General features: G+C 32.3%; 15 protein-coding genes. 5 read left to right on the top strand and 10 right to left on the bottom strand.

Translation table 11 applies throughout. The annotated features are described in order from the left end of the window. Positions 1 to 7 precede the first annotated feature (7 nt). The 3 genes from mnmA to B3J26_RS03335 all read right to left on the bottom strand — a co-directional run bounded on the left by mnmA (position 8) and on the right by B3J26_RS03335 (position 3,614). Positions 8 to 1,201 (bottom strand): tRNA 2-thiouridine(34) synthase MnmA, encoded by a 1,194-nt coding sequence (mnmA, locus tag B3J26_RS03345; protein ID WP_038333879.1) that lies wholly within the window; start codon positions 1,199 to 1,201, stop codon positions 8 to 10. Positions 1,202 to 1,265: 64 nt separating this feature from the next. Beyond that, positions 1,266 to 2,582 carry a Na+/H+ antiporter NhaC family protein gene (locus tag B3J26_RS03340; RefSeq protein WP_125350159.1) on the bottom strand — a complete coding sequence of 439 codons (1,317 nt, stop codon included), beginning with the start codon at positions 2,580 to 2,582 and terminating at the stop codon, positions 1,266 to 1,268. A gap of 165 nt (positions 2,583 to 2,747) precedes the next feature. Continuing rightward, positions 2,748 to 3,614 carry a cupin-like domain-containing protein gene (locus B3J26_RS03335; RefSeq protein ID WP_291073249.1) on the bottom strand — a complete coding sequence of 289 codons (867 nt, stop codon included), beginning with the start codon at positions 3,612 to 3,614 and terminating at the stop codon, positions 2,748 to 2,750. 289 nt (positions 3,615 to 3,903) lie between these two features. Here B3J26_RS03335 and B3J26_RS03330 point away from each other — a divergent pair, with 289 nt between their 5' ends. Continuing rightward, on the top strand, positions 3,904 to 6,057 hold the full coding sequence (locus B3J26_RS03330; RefSeq protein ID WP_291073247.1) for an OmpA family protein: 2,154 nt from the start codon (positions 3,904 to 3,906) through the stop codon (positions 6,055 to 6,057). Between the two features lie 63 nt (positions 6,058 to 6,120). Here B3J26_RS03330 and B3J26_RS03325 read toward each other — a convergent pair whose 3' ends face one another. Continuing rightward, positions 6,121 to 7,326, bottom strand: a complete 1,206-nt coding sequence (locus B3J26_RS03325) for an RsmB/NOP family class I SAM-dependent RNA methyltransferase (protein ID WP_038333863.1) — start codon at positions 7,324 to 7,326, stop codon at positions 6,121 to 6,123. 54 nt (positions 7,327 to 7,380) lie between these two features. Continuing rightward, positions 7,381 to 7,803 carry an acyl-CoA thioesterase gene (locus tag B3J26_RS03320; RefSeq protein ID WP_291073245.1) on the bottom strand — a complete coding sequence of 141 codons (423 nt, stop codon included), beginning with the start codon at positions 7,801 to 7,803 and terminating at the stop codon, positions 7,381 to 7,383. A 362-nt stretch (positions 7,804 to 8,165) separates the two neighbouring features. Between B3J26_RS03320 and B3J26_RS03315 the strand changes: the two genes are divergently transcribed. After that, positions 8,166 to 10,298: a Tex family protein gene (locus B3J26_RS03315; RefSeq protein ID WP_291073243.1), complete on the top strand. Its 2,133-nt coding sequence runs from the start codon at positions 8,166 to 8,168 to the stop codon at positions 10,296 to 10,298. A gap of 75 nt (positions 10,299 to 10,373) precedes the next feature. Here the strand turns inward: B3J26_RS03315 and B3J26_RS03310 are convergent, their stop codons facing one another. Both B3J26_RS03310 and B3J26_RS03305 read right to left on the bottom strand, forming a co-directional pair. After that, positions 10,374 to 10,877, bottom strand: a complete 504-nt coding sequence (locus tag B3J26_RS03310) for a DUF2314 domain-containing protein (RefSeq protein WP_219034560.1) — start codon at positions 10,875 to 10,877, stop codon at positions 10,374 to 10,376. A gap of 42 nt (positions 10,878 to 10,919) precedes the next feature. After that, entirely contained in the window at positions 10,920 to 12,308 is a 1,389-nt protein-coding gene (locus B3J26_RS03305) for an HTTM domain-containing protein (RefSeq protein WP_291073241.1), read from the bottom strand. Positions 12,309 to 12,380: 72 nt separating this feature from the next. Between B3J26_RS03305 and B3J26_RS03300 the strand changes: the two genes are divergently transcribed. After that, positions 12,381 to 12,782 (top strand): thiol-disulfide oxidoreductase DCC family protein, encoded by a 402-nt coding sequence (locus B3J26_RS03300; RefSeq protein WP_291073239.1) that lies wholly within the window; start codon positions 12,381 to 12,383, stop codon positions 12,780 to 12,782. Positions 12,783 to 12,793: 11 nt separating this feature from the next. Here B3J26_RS03300 and B3J26_RS03295 read toward each other — a convergent pair whose 3' ends face one another. The 3 genes from B3J26_RS03295 to hisE form a co-directional block, all read right to left on the bottom strand. Then, a complete protein-coding gene (locus B3J26_RS03295; RefSeq protein WP_260509645.1) occupies positions 12,794 to 13,009 on the bottom strand; it encodes a GNAT family N-acetyltransferase in 216 nt (71 codons plus the stop codon). 281 nt (positions 13,010 to 13,290) lie between these two features. Continuing rightward, positions 13,291 to 14,067, bottom strand: coding sequence for a M48 family metalloprotease (locus B3J26_RS03290; protein ID WP_286495379.1), 777 nt, complete (start codon positions 14,065 to 14,067; stop codon positions 13,291 to 13,293). Positions 14,068 to 14,085: 18 nt separating this feature from the next. After that, entirely contained in the window at positions 14,086 to 14,430 is a 345-nt protein-coding gene (gene hisE / locus B3J26_RS03285) for a phosphoribosyl-ATP diphosphatase (RefSeq protein ID WP_125350653.1), read from the bottom strand. Between the two features lie 230 nt (positions 14,431 to 14,660). On the opposite strand from hisE, the gene gcvP reads away from it, so the two are divergent. Further along, on the top strand, positions 14,661 to 17,516 hold the full coding sequence (gcvP, locus tag B3J26_RS03280; RefSeq protein WP_286495377.1) for an aminomethyl-transferring glycine dehydrogenase: 2,856 nt from the start codon (positions 14,661 to 14,663) through the stop codon (positions 17,514 to 17,516). 149 nt (positions 17,517 to 17,665) lie between these two features. Beyond that, positions 17,666 to 18,370: an aquaporin Z gene (gene aqpZ, locus B3J26_RS03275; protein ID WP_291073237.1), complete on the top strand. Its 705-nt coding sequence runs from the start codon at positions 17,666 to 17,668 to the stop codon at positions 18,368 to 18,370. Position 18,371: the final 1 nt, after the last annotated feature.

The raw sequence follows: 18,371 nt of genomic DNA, 5'->3' as shown, positions 1-18,371 counted from the left end.
ATATTTTTTAATTATTAATTACACCAGAGCCTAAAAGTTCGTCTTCAACATACCAAGCACAGAATTGACCTTCTGTAATTGCAGATTGAGGGTTTTCAAATTCAACATACATTCCGTTTTCAGCTTTGTGTAAAATTGCTCTTTGCAAAGGTTGGCGGTAACGAATACGCGCCATCACTTCCATTGTTTCGTCGGTTTTCAAAGTTAAATCTTCGCGAACCCAATGTACTTCCTCTTCTTTTATAAACAATGCTTTCTTCAATAAACCTGAATGATCAGCGCCTTGACCTGTGTAAATAACATTAGTCTCTACATCTGTATCAATAATAAACAAAGGTTCTACTTTTCCTCCAACTCCCAATCCTTTTCGTTGACCGCGAGTGAAATAATGTGCGCCTTGATGTTTACCTACAATATCTCCGTCTTCTTGTTTGTATGAGAAACCTTTTGCTTCGAAATCTAATGCTTCATATTTATTTTCAAAAGTTGGAATTTCTCTTTTATATCCGTTCCAATATTTGGCTATTTCTACAATTACACCTTCTTTTGGTTTTAATTGTTGTTGCAAAAATTCAGGTAAACTAACTTTTCCAATAAAACATAAACCTTGCGAATCTTTCTTATTCGCTGTAACCAAGCCTTGCTCTTGCGCAATTCTTCTTACTTCTGGTTTTTCTATATCTCCAATTGGGAATAATGCTTTGCTTAATTGATCTTGCGACAATTGACACAAGAAATACGATTGATCTTTATTGTTATCGTTACCTTTTAACAATTGAAAAATCTCTTTTCCATTTTCATCAATTGTAGAAGTTTTTCGTGCATAATGCCCTGTTGCTACATAATCTGCACCAAGTTCTAAAGCTGTTTTCAAAAACAAATCGAACTTAATTTCTCGGTTACATAACACATCAGGATTTGGTGTTCTTCCTTGCTCGTATTCATTGAACATATAATCTACAATACGTTCTTTGTACGAATCAGACATATCAATGACCTGAAAAGGAATATCTAATTTTTTAGCTACCAACAAAGCGTCTGCACTATCTTCTATCCATGGGCATTCATCTTCCAACGTTACCGATGCATCGTTCCAATTACGCATAAATAATCCGATCACATCATAGCCTTGCTCTTTTAGCAAATAGGCTGTAACACTTGAATCTACTCCTCCAGAAAGTCCTACGACAACTCTTTTCATCTTAAAAAATTTCAGTCTACAAAGTTATAAAATAATATTCGACGAATGAATATCATACATCAATCTATTTTTTGAATGATTTTGGCTGAAAAAATAAGATAAAAATAAGCGTACAAATTCCAGTTAAAAATGGATAATATAAGTTAGATAACACATCAACCGAAGAAACCTTTGTTGCACTTGAAATTGTATTTGCAGCTGCAACCGCTGCCAAAACTTGCGCACCATAAGGTAAGATTCCTTGTACAAAACACGAAACCGTATCCAAAATACTTGCCACACGTTTTCCCTCTAAATCATGATGATCAGAAATATCTTTTGCAATTTTACCACAAATCAAAATTGTAATCGTGTTATTTGCCAAACAAGCATTCGCCAAAGCTGTAAGCGACGCAATACTCATCTCAGCCTGACGTTTTGTTTTAATATTTTTGGTTAGATGATAAATGATAAAATCTAATCCACCATTCAAACGAATAATTCCAACAATTCCACCAATAATTAAACAAATAATACTCAACTCAAACATTCCTTTAAAACCTTCATTAATAGAAGAAACTAAGTCTAGTAAAGGAACACCAGAATAGAACAAACCAATTCCAAGAAACGAAAGAATTCCTACAATTAAAGCCCAAATCACATTAATTCCAGAGATTGCTAGTCCAAAAACTAATAGATAAGGTAAGATTAAAATCAAGTCAAAATCTAACTGTTTTCCTTGGAAATTGGTTGTGTCAAAATGTTGAGAAAGTGAAAAATATATAATCGTCGAAACAATAGCTGCTGGAACTACTATTCGAAAATTAGTTTTAAATTTAGATTTCATGCTCACTTCTTGCGTACGTGTTGCAGCAATCGTTGTATCAGAAATAAATGATAAATTATCGCCAAACATCGCTCCACCAACTACTGCTCCTAACAAAATTGGCATAGAACCTGGGATCATTTTATCCATTTGCACTGCAATCGGAGCAACAGTTACAATTGTTCCAACCGATGTTCCCAAAGCCGTCGCAATAAAACAAGACAACAAAAAGAAACCTGCTACAATAAAGGAAGAAGGAAGATAATTCAAGAATAAATTTACTGTTGATTCTACCGCTCCAATTGTAGACCCTAAACTTCCAAAAGCTCCAGCGAGAAGAAAAATTAAAATCATTAACATTATCGTTTCCTCTCCTGCATTCTTACAAAAAGCTTCTGCTTTTGTATGAAATGAAACCTTAGGGAACTGAACAAATGCAATTACGAGTGCCAACATGAAAACAACCAATGCTGGAACAGAGTAAAAATCGTTCAGATAAATAGATGCCGAAAAATAGACAAGTATGAAAATGATTAAAGGCAATAAAGCCCAAAAATTTCCTTTTTTTATGATCATATTACTAAAAATTCAGAAAAATATTCTGCAAATATCTATCGAAATTTTAAAATATGAAAATCAAATATTTATTGATTTATAAGTTTTTAGGACAGTAGAATAAAAAAAGGAACATCTTTCGATAGACATTCCTTCATTTAGAAAAATTTTCTAAAAATTGTATTTTTATTTCGCAATTAATTTATTTGTTTGCGTAATTGCACGTTCATTTTTTTCAAGAATCCAAGCCTGACCTTTTATTTTTCGCATAATATTATCATACGTACGCATCAAAAAAACATTATAAATAGCTTCTGATAAATGCTTTGGTTTATGTGCCAACGAACGCAAACTCATCGAAAAACCTGGCGTCAAATATTTCATGTAATGCCACCAACCTTCTGGCATATATAGCATTTCTCCGTGTTTTAGGTCTGCAACCATCGGATTAATATGTTTCAACGCTGGCCATTTATCAAAATCAGGATTATCAAAATCAATATCTTCTCGACAAATTACCGAATGTGGAATTTTGTACATATACTTCGAATCCTCCGGCGGAACAATAATACAACGTTTTTTTCCTGCAAAATGAAAATGCAAAATATTCGCTAAATCGATATCATAATGCATAAAAACATTCGATCCTTCACCTCCAAAAAATAACATTGGCATCGATTTGAAAAGATTCAAACCCAAATCTGGCATTTTATAATCTTGTTGCAATTGCGGAACTTGACTCATCAAATTGTACAAAAATATACGCAAATCTGTCGGCTCACTTTGCAACAAATCTACATATTCAGACATTTTCATCTTTGCTACTGGTTCATTTACTTTCTTCGTATAATCAACCGGATCATTATTGTATAAAGGGACAACCTTGTTGCCTGCAACTTGTTTTATATACTCAAAATTCCACTTTTCGTACGCAGGCCAATCCTCTGTAATTCGCTCTACTACAACTGGTTTTTGAGGTTTAACGTAATATTTCTGAAAATCTTTTGCAGAAATACTTTCTACTCTTTCAACTTCTGTGAAATTAAAATTCATCTTTTATGTAAAATAAAGTGCAAATTTACTTAACTTTTTTGTTAAATCTGAAAGAAGCAATTATTAAACCAATCTTTTTTAAATATGATTTAATAATTATTTCTGATTTGATGATTTATTTAATATACATTGAACTTTACTATAACTGATGATAGAAAACACATCAATTCTTTCATTATCTTTACATTGAATTTTTAAAATCGATTCGTTGAACACAAAAAATCTATTTTTTTCCATTTTTTTTATTCTACTGAATACATTTTGTTGTGCACAGCAAATTTTTCCGTATTTGGAACTTCAAAATGAAGAAGATTTTGAAAAAATAGAAGCAATTTCTCTCGAAAATGACTATAATTTTCATCATTTATTGGGTAATTTGAGTCATAATTTTACTTTTCAGAACAATTCTTCGGAAGATATTTCGGCTAAATTTATTTATCCTTATCAAGCTTCTCAAAATGTGTACGAATTAAAAGCTTTTGTAAATGATAAAGTTTTCGAAATTCAATCCAAATCGATTGTAGATATTCGAAAAGAGTTAAAAAATATTGATGCTTCAACTATTTTTAAAAATCAACAAAACAATCAAGTTTTACAATTAGATTTAGGAAAAATTCCTGCACATGCTACACTAAAAATTAAGCTAAAAGTTTCGAAAATTGTTGAAGAAAATAATTTGAATTATCAAGTTTCGTTTTTAGAATTTATCGTGAAACGAACAGAATCTTTTACCCAAATTCATCGTTGGAACAATCAATTGAATGGTTTTCCGAAAAACATAAATTCAGATATTCATCTTTCGGGAAATTTTCCGATTTCAAAAATTGTTTCTGATTTAAAATTTTCAAAGGAAGATGATCGAAATTATGTTTCAAAAAATTCCGATAAAAAGATTCCAACTCTTCAATATGCTTATACAAAAAATGAACTACAAACCGGAATTGAAACGTTTACTGAAAATGGTTGCGATTATTTTTTAGGAACAATTGAACCTGCAAATAATCCTTCTAAATATAATGCTCCACGAGAATTTTTGTTCGTTTTGGATGCTTCTGGTTCTATGATGAATCAACCAATTGAAACTTCCAAAAAATTGATGAATCAACTTCTTCCAAATCTAAACGAAACAGATAAATTTAATGTGTTGGTTTATTCTACGAAAAATGAATTAATTTTTAATTCTTCTCAATTTCCAACGAAAGAAAACATCAATTTAGCTTTAGAAAAAATTAATTCTTTGAGTGGAACTGGCGAAAAATTATTGGATGAAGCAATAGAGCAAATTCAGAAAAATCCTTTTGATAAAAATTATAAACGAATCATTGCAATTATTTCTGATGGAGCGATAAATTTGAATGAAACGGTTTACAATTCACTCCGAAATTATGCAAAAGACACACAATTTATAACATTAGGAATTGGAAAAGAATTGGATTATCATGCGATGAATTTTATTAGTTTGGCAACAGGAACGCTTCCGATTACGGTCAATGAACCAAGAGAATTGAATCAGAAAATAACACAATTTCAGCAAGCTGTTTTGAATTCTTCTATTTATCATCTTAAAGTTCAATCATCCCAAATCAACCTCAACGAAACGTTTCCGAAGAATTTCAATACGTATTTAGCTCAAAATTCTGTCAATTTTGTTTCACGCGATTGTAATCGTCGTTATCCAAAAAAAATAGAAATTATTGGTAATCAATCGAACCAAAATTTCACTCAAAATTTTGAAATCAAACAACCAAATCCAAGTGAATTTACCGAAGCAATTAAGTTTTATTGGGCAAAACAAAAAATTGATTATCTCTTAAAAGATGAGGAACGTTGCGGTGAAATGTGCAAAAAAGATGGACGATATCGAAAAGAAATTGAGAAAATTGGAACTGAATTCAATATTTCAACACCTTATAATTTATTGATCCAGAAAGGAAATATAGAAAATTACAACAATGATTATGATACAGATGGCGATGGCGTGATGGATATCGAAGATGAATGTCCGTATATAAAAGGAAATCGTTTTGGAAATGGCTGTCCTGAAAATAATTTGAGTGATAAAAAGATTGGAAATTATGTTCAAGATTATTCAAATTATTTAATGGAAACCGTCGAATTTGATTTTGATAAAGCTGAAATCAGAGCTATTGATTATCCAAAATTGGATGAAGTTGTTGCAATTATGAAACGAAATCCATCACATCATTTTGTTATCGAAGGTCATACAGATGCGGTTGGAACAGAATCTTACAATATAGATTTATCACAACGAAGAGCAAACGCTGTGTTGAATTATTTGGTAGAAAAAGGTCTAAATAAAAATCGATTTTCAATTTCCGCTAAAGGCTTTTCAGACTTGAAAAACAAAGAATGTAATCCTGCTGCAAATTGTATTGATTGGAAAAATTTTGAGAATAGACGAGTTAGATTTAAGATAAAATAATTATTGTAACAAAAAAAGACCAAGCTTTCACTTAGTCTTTTGTATCTTATAATAATTAACAGCTTAAGAAATTCTTTCAATCAAAGCCATGTAGAATCCATCATAATTAGTTTGAGATGGATAATGCATTTTATCTGAAACCATTTTATAATTTGGATTATTCTTCAAGAATTTTTCTACTTGCTGCTCATTTTCTTGTGGTAAAATAGAACAAGTTGCATAAACCATCATTCCTCCAACTTTAATGATTTTAGAATAATCAGCTAATATTTTTTCTTGTGTTGCTAATATTTCGTCAATAAATTCTGGTCTTAATTTCCATTTTGCATCAGGATTACGTTTCAAAACTCCCATTCCAGAACAAGGTGCATCAATCAATAAGCGATCAGCAGAATTCTCCATACGCTTGATTGTTTTTGCTTCAATCACCTTTGTTTGTACATTTTGCACATTGTTACGTTTTGCACGACGTTTCAATTCTTTCAATTTCCAATCGTACAAATCCATTGCAATAATTTGCCCTTTGTTTTCCATCAAAGCAGCTAAATGCAATGTTTTTCCTCCTGCACCAGCACAAGCATCTACCACACGCATTCCTGGTTGAACACGTAAATATGGCGCAATCAATTGTGATCCTGCATCTTGAACTTCGAACCAACCATTCTGAAATTCATCTGTACGAAAAATATTTGTTTTCTCTTCTAGCTCTAAAGCATCTTGATATTTCGATAAAACTTTCGTTTTTATTCTACGCTCCTTCAACGCTTTTTGTAATGTTTTACGGTCTGTTTTCAAGGAATTCACACGTAAAACTGTTGGTGCTTGCGAGTTCATTGCATGCACTTCATCTAACCAACGATTTCCCAACGACTTCTCTCCTAACTCGAACATCCAATCTGGATACGATTCAGCAACCGCAATATTTTTAGACGAATTGTGATGTCTTTTCAAGACTTCTTTTGGATAGATTTTTTGAAATTCTTCCCATTTTGGTAACGTTTGCTCTGGATCTAAAGCAAACCAAGTTCCAACAAACTCCCAAATTGTATCAGGAGAAAGCGGACGGCTCATTGCCCCTTCAACCAAACGTTTCCAACGAACTAAATCGTAAACCGTTTCGGCAATAAAAGCACGATCGCGCGCTCCCCATTGCTTATTCGATTTCAATGTTCGCTCAACTTCTTTATCTGCATATTTTCCTTCGAAGAAAATTTGTTGCAATGTGTCGGTAATTCCGACAAATAAATTTTTATATGGTAAAATCTTCATAACTCGGTGCAAATTTACAAAGACTTAAATGATTAGCGTAATTAATTTATAAGATTATACAACTTCAAAAAGATCTTTTATCTTTTGAGGAACCTCAACCACTTTATTTTGCTGATAATCGAAGGTAACCATTCCTGTTTTCGCTTTTGCAATTAATTTATCTATTGTAGAAATTTTATAGATTACATCAAAACTAACACGCGAAAAATCTTGCACACCAATCTCAATCAACAATTCATCACCATAAAAAGCTTGATTTTTATACTCAATCGCAACATCACCCATAATCACACTTACACCTCCAAAATCTAATTCCGAATAGCCATAATGTTGAAAAAACTGAATTCGCGATTCATGTATAATGGACAATACTTTATCGTTTGCCAAATGATTTCCATAATTGAGATCAGTTATGCGTACTGGTATTATTGTTGAAAATAAAAATTTGTCTGAAAAATCTAATTTTATACGAGCCATTTTGTAGATATATTTGCTCAAAGATAAGAAAGTTGTATAAAAAAAAACGGGTTTAAGCTCCTCAGCTTAAACCCAATTGATTTTTAAAAAAACTTACACTAGTAAGTATAAATTTAACATTAAAAAAAATCAATCTTACTCTCTACTACCTAAGGTCAAATTTAGAAATAATTTAATAAACACCAAAACTTTTTAGAAAATTTTTATTATTCTTTTTTATTTAAAATAAGACTGATATTAAAAACTCTAAATATTAGATTATTATATAAAAAAAGCACTCTATTAAATACGACCTATATAAATAAAACATGCTATTTTTTATGTTTGTGAAAAATAGTAATTTGCAAGGCCAAACTTTTAACATGAATTTGATTCAATACATTCATCAACATCTTAATTCTATTTCAGAAAAATCAATCAACAATACAGTAAATTGTTTGAATGAAGATAATACCATACCCTTTATTGCGAGATATAGAAAAGAGGTCACAGGAAATCTTGATGAAGTTCAAATTTCTGCTATAAAAAAACTGCAAAATCAATACAATGAAATTGTTTCTCGAAAAGAATTTATTTTAAAAACATTAGAAGAACAAAATCAATTGAATAATGAATTACAACAACGTATTCAGAAAAGTTTTGATTTGGTCCAATTAGAGGATTTATATCTTCCTTATAAAAAGAAGAAAAAAACACGTGCGACAATTGCGAAAGAAAAAGGTTTAGAGCCTTTGGCGAAAATCATCATGAAACAAAATAATATTCCTGATTTAGATGATTTAGCAAAAAAATATCTGAATGAAGATGTGACAAGTATCGAAGATGCTTTTGCAGGTGTACAAGATATTATTGCGGAATGGATCAATGAAAATGAGTATGTGCGTCATCGATTACGAGATATTTTCAGAAAATCTGCTTTGATTGAAAGTAAATTAGTCAAATCTAAAATAGATGATGAAGATTCGGCTAAATATTCGAATTATTTTGAATACGAAGAACCATTGAAAAAAATTGCTTCTCATCGATTATTGGCTATTTTACGTGGCGAAAATGAAAATTTCTTGAAAGTAAATGTATCAATTGATAAAAAAGAAGCTTTCAAATTTTTGGAGTATACGTTGATCAAATCTATTCAACCAGAAGTTTCGTGGGTTATTGAAGAAGCGATAAAAGATGCGTACAAACGACTTTTGGCTCCTTCAATCTCAAATGAAGTGTTGAAAGAGGCAAAACAAAAAGCAGATGAAACGTCAATCAATGTTTTTTCGAAAAACTTAAATCAATTGCTTTTAGCACCACCTTTGGGAGAAAAAAGAATTTTGGCAATAGATCCTGGTTACAAATCGGGATGCAAAGTTGTCGTGTTAGATGAGCAAGGCGATTTGTTGCACAACGAAAACATCTATCCTCATGCGCCACAAAATGAAAAAACACAAGCTATCAAAAAAATAAATTCGCTTGTCAATGCTTATAATATCGATGCAATTTCGATAGGAAATGGAACAGCTTCTCGCGAGACTGAAAATTTGGTTCAGAATATTGCATTTGATCGTCCACTAAAAGTTTTTGTTGTAAATGAAGCTGGTGCTTCGGTTTATTCGGCTTCTAAAATTGCGCGCGACGAATTTCCGGATAAAGATGTTACCGTTCGCGGTGCTGTTTCTATAGGCCGCCGTTTACAAGATCCTTTGGCAGAATTAGTAAAAATAGAGCCAAAATCGATTGGAGTTGGTCAGTATCAACATGATGTCGATCAAACTTTATTGAAAAATGAGTTGGATGATGTTGTTTCTTTCTGTGTAAACAAAGTTGGTGTAAATCTGAACACAGCAAGCAAACATTTACTAAATTATGTTGCAGGAATTGGTGAAAAAATGGCTGAAAATATTGTAGAATATCGAAGCGAAAATGGTGCATTTAATTCGAGAAAAGAGTTACTAAAAGTTCCTCGTTTGGGTGAAAAAGCATTCTTACAAGCTTCTGCTTTTTTACGAATTCCAAATGCAAAAAATCCGTTAGATAATTCTGCTGTTCACCCAGAATCGTATGCTCTTGTAGAGAAAATGGCGAAAGATTTGAAAGTTGATTTGAAAGATTTGATTCAAAATAAAGAATTGATTAATCAACTTGATTTAACCAAATATATTACCGAAAAAGTAGGTTTACCAACTTTAGAAGATATTAAAAAAGAACTTGAAAAACCTGGTTTAGATCCGCGTTCTACTGCAAAAGTTTTTAGTTTTGATCAACGATTAAAGAAATTCGAAGATTTGCAATTAGGCATGAAAGTTCCTGGAATTATTAATAATATTACCAATTTTGGCTGTTTTGTAGATATAGGAATCAAAGAAAATGGTTTGATTCATATTTCTAAAATTTCGAATGAATTTATTTCAGATGTAAATTCAAAAGTGCATTTGAGTCAACAAATTGAAGTAACCGTAATTGGAATTGATACAGAAAAACGTAAAATTCAATTGTCTTTGATTGATTAAGGAAAATAATTTCAAAATTAAAAGGCAATCTAACGAAAGATTGCCTTTTTGATTTTATTATTTTCTGAGCAGAAATTAATCCTCAAATTTTACTTTATATTGTTTATCAAACTCTTTTTTCTGCGCATCAGTCATTTTACTACGCATATATTTTATTGTAAATCCACCAATCATTTTATCACCTTTATAATACATCCAATCTGATAATTTAGTTGGATCTATCACAATTGTATCATTGTGTTTAACCAATTTTGTGTATTGAGGTACGTTGTCCACAATTCCTTTTAATTGGTCGTTGTCCGAATATACATCACGAATCCAAATATGCTCTTTTTGTGTCGCATTCGGAATATCATACATTTGTTTGACAATAAAATTAGTTGTCGTTGTATCTTTCATCGACAACGCCAATTTGAAATCATCAAACGTTTGTTGCGCTTCCTTCCCAATACTATCCAAATCTTTTTGTTCTTGCTTTTGCTTATCCAAACCTTTATAAGCTTCTACTCCAGCATTTTCTTTGTTACCACAAGAAAATAATAAAACCGAAAAAGCTATTGCGAATAATGTATATTTCATAATTGTATTTCTTTGATTGTTGTCCTATAAAGTTACATAAATTTATTCAAAATAAGATAAATTCAACTCTTTTGGTGTTGGCTGAATCCATTTTTGATGACCAAAATAACTCCAAGTTGTATAAGCTAAATTGTAATTTGGATTTGTAAATTGATAATAATCGCTACCATTGACAGAAACTTTTGCATCCACAAAAACTTTGACATCTTTCACACCATTTTTCGCATAATCATATTTTACATAACGTGCAAATTGCCACATCATATCTGGGCTAACCGCCATTTTTGACATTTGTTTGAAGGTTAGATATTTTGTCAAATCTACTTTCTCGCGTTTCAAGAATTTACCTTTTTTCTGCGGATCTGGTTTCGAAACATATACCACAACTTCACCCGCTTTGTTACGCAACATCATTCGCCAAGCCATGCGATGACCTTCCTCTGTCCAAAAAACATTTCCTGGAATAAAATAATGACGAACAGGTAAATATATTTGCCAAATCACATAGAAAAACATCAAATAAGAGAACATGACACGACGTGTTGTCAATAAATTATCATCATCCGAACGATCCATCATAAATGATTTTTTAGGAAAAACAACTTCCTGAATCTTAACGGGATCATAAAAGAAAATTAACATTGCCAAAGCAAAGAAAGGAAATATTCCAATCCCGAAAACTGCAGAATTGAAAATATGAAAGGCTACAGCACATTTGAAAGCGATTCCACGCGTTCTATTCATCAACATTGCAGGAATAATCAATAAATCGAAAAAGAATCCGCCCCAAGCAAAAACTTGTGCAAACTCTAAACTACTTACAACTTTTCCTAATCCAATCAAATTATATTTTGTTGTTAATAAATCGCCATATTCGTGAAATTTCATTTGTAAAAAAACACCGTTAAACCAATCTGGATAAATCTTTGCAAAAGCCGCAAAAACATACACAATCAATAACTGAATAATGAATAAAGTTGGCACCCAATTGCGCATAGTTAGACGTTTTATTTTCGGGAAAATCAAACTATCAATCGAAAAGAAATGATGCGCAGGAATTATTGTCATCATCCACGAAACTAGCATAAACAGATAATAATGGTTGTTGTAGCTTGTTTTTTGCATGAAATACGTCAACGACCATAAAATAGAAAATACTATAATCGAAAATCGGTAAGCAAATCCAAACACGATAAACCAGCCTAAAATTCCCATGAGCACGTACAAATAAATCATATTTTGTCCCAAGAAGACATTTGTCCACTCGAATCCGATGAACGAAAATGTAATGTGCGGTTCAACAAAATTTGTTTGTACCCAACCTGTAAAAATGGCTCCCCAACATTCTGCAACAATTAATAAACCAAAGATTATTCGGAAAATTACAAGTGGAGAATTATCAACTTTTCGGAATAAATATTCGCTAAACATGATTGATTGTTAATTTTGGCTAATTTAAAAATAACCTTTAGAGTTTAGCTACTTTTAGCGTATATTTATTGTATGAAAACGAGGAAAATTATTTTGTTTGATGGAATTTGCAATTTATGCAATCAATCTGTTCAGTTTGTGATTGAACATGACAAAAAAAATCAATTTCAGTTTGCTTCATTACAATCTGATTTTGGACAAAATTTCTTGAAAGAAAATAATCTGGATGCGACAAAATTTGATTCTATCGTTTTTATTGAAGATGATAAATTTTATACCAAATCATCTGCCGCACTTAAAATTTCGAAATATTTGGACGGAATAACTTCGTTGTTGACTATTTTTATGATTGTTCCAAAGCCTTTGCGCGATGTGGTTTATAGTTTTATTGCGAAAAATCGTTATCGTTGGTTTGGAAAACAAGAAAGTTGCTGGCTTCCTAGTCTAGAATTGAAGGCGAAGTTTTTAGATTAAATTTTAAAGCTTTAACAAATAAAGCCAGTATTTTTTATCAAAAATTGGTTTTGTTCTTTGTTCATTACAAACCCTAAATCTTCATAAAGATGTCGAGCTGAATTCATAAATTCTGATGTATGAAGTGCGATAATTTTTTCATCTGATTCTTTTGCAAATAAAATACAAATTTTTATTAATTCTCTACCTATTCCTTTTCCTAAAAAATTAGGATGGACTCCAACCATTCTCAATTAAGTCCAATCTTTTTCGAATATTTCGGTAGGATTTCCTTTCGAAACTAAAAAAGCCATACCAATAATCTGATTATCGAATTCGCAAACAAAACAAGTAGATTTGGAAAGTAAATCTCTATACGATTGTTATGCACTTAAAAAAGAGTACATCTTATTCCAATTCAAAGGGTTTAAAACATGTTCGAATTGTTGATAAGAATCTATCCCAAGAGTACGAAGATTTTCAACATCAGATAATGATGCTTCTCTATAAGTTAAAACCATATATATTTCTACTGACTTCTGTATTTCTCAATTGCAGCTTTTATTTTTTCGCGACGATTAGATGGTGATGGATGCGTACTCTGAAACTCTGGAACTTGGCTTCCTCCCGAAGCTTCTTCCAAAATATCCATTACACCAATCAATGCTTCTGGATTATATCCTGCTTGAATCATAAATCGAACGCCCAAATCATCAGACTCCAATTCATCATCACGACCATATTTCATGTTCACCATATTTGCCACAACTTGCGCATAATAAGCCGAATTTGCGTCTCCAGCTGCAACACCTGCCGCTCCTGCAATTCCTTGCGAAAGTTCTTGTTTCGACATTTGTTCTGCACTATGACGCGCAATAACGTGACCAACTTCGTGTCCCAAAACTCCAGCCAATTGATCTTCGTTTTGCAAACGCGTCAACAAAGCTTCGGTAATAAAAATTGGGCCACCAGGCAATGCAAAAGCATTTACAGTTCGATTATCTGCTAACACATAAAACTGAAATGGATAATTCGTTTTATGCGCATCACTAGTATTGACCACTTTCGCGCCTACTCGTTTTACAAGTTCTTGGTATTGGGCATTGCGAGATAGTCCACCAAACTCTTGAGCCATTTGCGGAGCCGAATTAATTCCCATCGCAATTTCGTCATCTTTGGTTAATGAAATATATTGCTTTTCGCCTGTAATTTCATTGACTTCCGAAGAAGAAAAATATTTTATAACAGAAAAAATAACAATTGCTGCGGCAATTATTAATTTCATCGACGTTCCGCCCTTTTGCATATCAATATAAGGTGTTAATTATTTTTTGTGCCTTTTCTTTAAAATCTCCAAAACATCTTTTAATTCAAAGCCACGCGCATGTAAAGCCATAAGGTAATAAAAGAAAACATCTGCCGATTCTTCCAAAAAGTTTTCGTCGTTATCTTGTTCCGAAGCAATCACCATTTCTACGGCTTCTTCCCCCATTTTTTTAGCGATTTGCGAATTACCTTTTTTATGAACACGTTTCATTTTAGATTTTTTCGCATCCTCTAATTTCGCCTCTTCCATCATTATTTCCAATTTCTTTAAGAATGGAAATTTTTTCTCTTTTTTGACTTCAGAAGTATTTTCATTAAGTTCCATAAAATCGTTTGTTTTCATAGATTTTTTTAAACGTAGAATAAATTTAAGAAATTCTACCGAATTATTTATCTCAATTCTATTGCCAATATTACTATTTTTTGAAAAAAAAGAAAGTTTTTATTCACATTTATTTCTAAAAAAATAAAATTCTAATCAATTCATTCAATTAATTTTTAAGATTGTTGTTCACTTTTATTTTAAGATAAAAAAACGTATTTTTACGCGAAAATAAACATAGCGCAAACACAATGAACACAAACGATTTTTCCATTAGACATATTGGAAACAATGCGCAGCAAGCAGCTGAAATGCTTTCTGTTATTGGGAAAGATTCTATTGATTCTTTAATTGAGGCAACAGTTCCTCAGAACATTCGATTGAAAAATGCTTTGGATCTACCAGAAGCTTTATCAGAATTTGAAGCTATTAATCATTTAGCTGAAATCGCTTCAAAAAATAAAAAAGTAAAAAATTATCTTGGATATGGATATTATGGTACAATTTTACCAGCACCAATTCAACGTAATATATTAGAAAATGCTGGTTGGTACACAGCTTATACACCATACCAAGCGGAAATTGCGCAAGGACGTTTAGAAGCTTTATTAAATTTCCAAACTGTTATTTCTGATTTAACAGGTTTACCTATCGCAAATGCCTCTTTATTAGACGAAGGTACTGCATGTGGTGAAGCAATGCACATGTTATTTGAATCTCGTTCTCGTGATCAAAAGAAAAACAATGTCAACAAATTTTTTGTAGCAGACAACTTATTCCCTCAATCTGTAGCAGTTTTAGAAACGAAAGCACACGGTTTAGGAATTGAATTAGTTGTTGGAAACTTTGAAACAACTGAATTAACAGAAGAATTCTTCGGAGCGATTGTACAATACATCGGAAAAGGAGGACAAATCAATAATTATAAATCATTTGTAGAAAAAGCAAATGCGGTTAACGTAAAAGTTGCTGTTGCAACAGATTTATTAGCTTTAACATTATTAACACCTCCAGGTGAATGGGGAGCTGATATCGCAATTGGTACTTCTCAACGTTTTGGTGTTCCAATGGGATACGGTGGACCACACGCAGCTTTCTTATCTTGTACAGAAGAATATAAGCGTGTAATTCCAGGACGTATTATTGGAGTTTCTCAAGATCGTTTAGGAAATTATGCATTGCGTATGGCTTTACAAACGCGTGAACAACATATCAAACGTGAAAAAGCAACTTCTAACATTTGTACTGCACAAGTATTGTTAGCAGTTATGGCTTCTTTCTACGCGGTTTATCACGGTAAAGATGGTTTACAATATATCGCTGATCAAATCCATACTAAAGCAGCTGTTTTACACGGAGGTTTAGAGCATTTAGGATTTAAATTAGTGAATACAAATTTCTTCGATACAATTCAAATTGAGGTTGAAAACTCTGACGAAATTGTGAAGATTTTTGCAGAAGAAGAAATTAATGTAAATGGATTCGAAAACGGAAAAATTTCAATCACAATTGATGAAATGACTTCTGAAGAAGATATTTTTGAAATTTTAAGTGTTTTTGCAACAATTAAAAACACAGAAGACGGTTTCGAATTTGAAGTAGATGATTCTTATTTACCTCAAGATTTAATCAGAACTTCTGATTTCTTAACACACGAAAACTTCAATTTATATCATACAGAAACAGAATTAATGCGTTACATCAAACGTTTAGAACGTAAAGATTTAGCGCTTAACCAATCGATGATTGCATTAGGTTCTTGTACAATGAAATTGAATGCTGCAACAGAATTATTGCATATGTCTTGGGAAAGAATGGGGAATGTACACCCTTTCACTCCAAAAGATCAAGTAGAAGGTTACCAAACATTAATCAAAAACTTAGAAGATTATTTAGCTGTAATTACAGGTTTTGATGCAACTTCTTTACAACCAAATTCTGGTGCACAAGGAGAATATGCAGGTTTAATGGTTATTCGTTCTTACTTTGAGGCAAAAGGAGAAGGACACAGAAATGTAGTGTTGATTCCACAATCTGCTCACGGAACTAACCCTGCTTCTGCTGCAATGGCTGGAATGCAAGTTGTTGTTGTGAAAAACTTAGAATCTGGTGAAACAGATTTAGTTGACTTGAAAGAAAAATGTGAAAAACATAAAGATAACTTAGCTGCATTGATGATTACTTATCCATCAACTTATGGCGCTTTTGATAGCAATATCGAAGAAGTTACTGAAATGATTCACGCATACGGAGGTCAAGTTTATATGGACGGTGCAAATATGAATGCACAAGTTGGATTAACTTCTCCAGGAAATATTGGTGCAGACGTTTGTCACTTAAACTTACACAAAACATTCGCTATTCCTCACGGAGGTGGAGGACCTGGTGTAGGACCAATTTGTGTTAAAGCACACTTAGCTCCTTTCTTAGGATCTTCTCCATTAATCGAAACTGGAGGAAAAGAAGCGACAAATACATTTGCTGCAGCTCCTTATGGTTCTGCGTTCATTTTACCAATTTCTTACTCTTACATTTTAATGTTAGGAGCAGAAGGTTTATTGAAAGCGACACAAGGTGCAATTTTAAATGCTAATTACATGAAAACTCGTTTAGAGAAACATTTTGACATTTTATATACAAATGGAAACAATGTAGTGGCACACGAATTTATCTTAGATTGTCGTCCATTCAAAAAAGCAGGTATCGAAGTTACTGATATTGCAAAACGTTTGATTGATTACGGATTCCACGCACCAACAGTATCTTTCCCAGTTGCTGGAACGTTGATGGTAGAGCCTACAGAATCAGAAAACAAAGCAGAATTAGATCGTTTTTGTGATGCATTAATTTCTATTCGTCAAGAAATCGACGAAGTTGCAAACGGAGATTATCCAGTTGACAACAATGTATTACACAACGCGCCTCACCCAATTCACTTGATTACAGCAGACGAGTGGGAATATCCTTACTCTCGTTCTAAAGCTGCATATCCAGCAGAATGGGTTCGCGAGCGTAAATTCTTTGCATCTGTTTCTCGTATTGATGATGCTTACGGAGATCGTAACTTAATCTGTACATGTGCTCCTATCGAAGCCTATATGGATTAATTATTCTAGAAAGAATATATTATAAATACAAATCGCTCTGAGAAATCGGAGCGATTTTTTTATTGAAATAATTTAAATGTTTAAAATGTTTGTATTTCTTAATTTTTTTTAAAATTCATTCTAACTAAACTTTTAATATTAAAACATTTATGAAAAATTATGCTGCCGAGTTTTTCGGTACTTTTTGGTTAGTTTTCGGAGGTTGTGGTAGTGCAATCTTTGCAGCTGGTATTCCCGAATTAGGAATTGGTTACGCTGGTGTTGCATTAGCATTTGGTCTTACTGTATTAACAATGGCTTATGCAGTTGGTCATATTTCTGGAGGACATTTCAACCCTGCTGTCTCTTTCGGTTTATTTGCTAGAGGACGATTTGATGGAAAACAACTTATTCCTTATATTATTTCACAAGTACTCGGAGCAATTGCTGCAGCTGTTGTATTATACTTAATCGCATCTGGAAACTCAGATTTTGCAATTGAAAATACAAAAGCTGGTGCATTCGTTTCCAATGGATATGGATCCTTTTCTCCACATGGTTATAGCATGTTATCTGCTTTTCTAATTGAATATGTCTTAACAGCCTTCTTCTTAATTGTTATTTTAGGTGCTACAGATAAATTTGCAAACGGAAAATTTGCTGGAATTGCAATTGGATTAGCCTTAACATTAATTCACTTAATTTCTATTCCAATCACTAACACATCTGTAAATCCTGCTCGCTCTACATCTCAAGCTATTTTTATAGGCGGCGAACCTTTAACACAATTATGGTTATTTTGGGTTACACCAATCGCTGGCGCAATTGTAGGTGGATTAATTTATAAATTATTAACCCGTAGTGCATTTAGTTAAT

This window comes from Empedobacter sp. UBA5987 (assembly GCF_002429865.1).
GTDB classification, from domain to species: Bacteria; Bacteroidota; Bacteroidia; order Flavobacteriales; family Weeksellaceae; genus Empedobacter; species Empedobacter falsenii_B.
Note: the sequence above shows the minus strand (reverse complement) of the source record. Positions and strands in the feature narration are given on the sequence as shown.

What these genes read in the sequence shown, in the direction of transcription:
- mnmA (WP_038333879.1), bottom strand. Translation starts at nt 1,201, where the DNA reads ATGAAAAGAGTTGTCGTAGGACTTTCTGGAGGAGTAGATTCAAGTGTT.
- B3J26_RS03340 (WP_125350159.1), bottom strand. Translation starts at nt 2,582, where the DNA reads ATGATCATAAAAAAAGGAAATTTTTGGGCTTTATTGCCTTTAATCATT.
- B3J26_RS03335 (WP_291073249.1), bottom strand. Translation starts at nt 3,614, where the DNA reads ATGAATTTTAATTTCACAGAAGTTGAAAGAGTAGAAAGTATTTCTGCA.
- B3J26_RS03325 (WP_038333863.1), bottom strand. Translation starts at nt 7,326, where the DNA reads ATGAAGATTTTACCATATAAAAATTTATTTGTCGGAATTACCGACACA.
- B3J26_RS03320 (WP_291073245.1), bottom strand. Translation starts at nt 7,803, where the DNA reads ATGGCTCGTATAAAATTAGATTTTTCAGACAAATTTTTATTTTCAACA.
- B3J26_RS03315 (WP_291073243.1), top strand. Translation starts at nt 8,166, where the DNA reads ATGAATTTGATTCAATACATTCATCAACATCTTAATTCTATTTCAGAA.
- B3J26_RS03310 (WP_219034560.1), bottom strand. Translation starts at nt 10,877, where the DNA reads ATGAAATATACATTATTCGCAATAGCTTTTTCGGTTTTATTATTTTCT.
- B3J26_RS03305 (WP_291073241.1), bottom strand. Translation starts at nt 12,308, where the DNA reads ATGTTTAGCGAATATTTATTCCGAAAAGTTGATAATTCTCCACTTGTA.
- B3J26_RS03300 (WP_291073239.1), top strand. Translation starts at nt 12,381, where the DNA reads ATGAAAACGAGGAAAATTATTTTGTTTGATGGAATTTGCAATTTATGC.
- B3J26_RS03295 (WP_260509645.1), bottom strand. Translation starts at nt 13,009, where the DNA reads ATGGTTGGAGTCCATCCTAATTTTTTAGGAAAAGGAATAGGTAGAGAA.
- B3J26_RS03290 (WP_286495379.1), bottom strand. Translation starts at nt 14,067, where the DNA reads ATGCAAAAGGGCGGAACGTCGATGAAATTAATAATTGCCGCAGCAATT.
- hisE (WP_125350653.1), bottom strand. Translation starts at nt 14,430, where the DNA reads ATGAAAACAAACGATTTTATGGAACTTAATGAAAATACTTCTGAAGTC.
- gcvP (WP_286495377.1), top strand. Translation starts at nt 14,661, where the DNA reads ATGAACACAAACGATTTTTCCATTAGACATATTGGAAACAATGCGCAG.
- aqpZ (WP_291073237.1), top strand. Translation starts at nt 17,666, where the DNA reads ATGAAAAATTATGCTGCCGAGTTTTTCGGTACTTTTTGGTTAGTTTTC.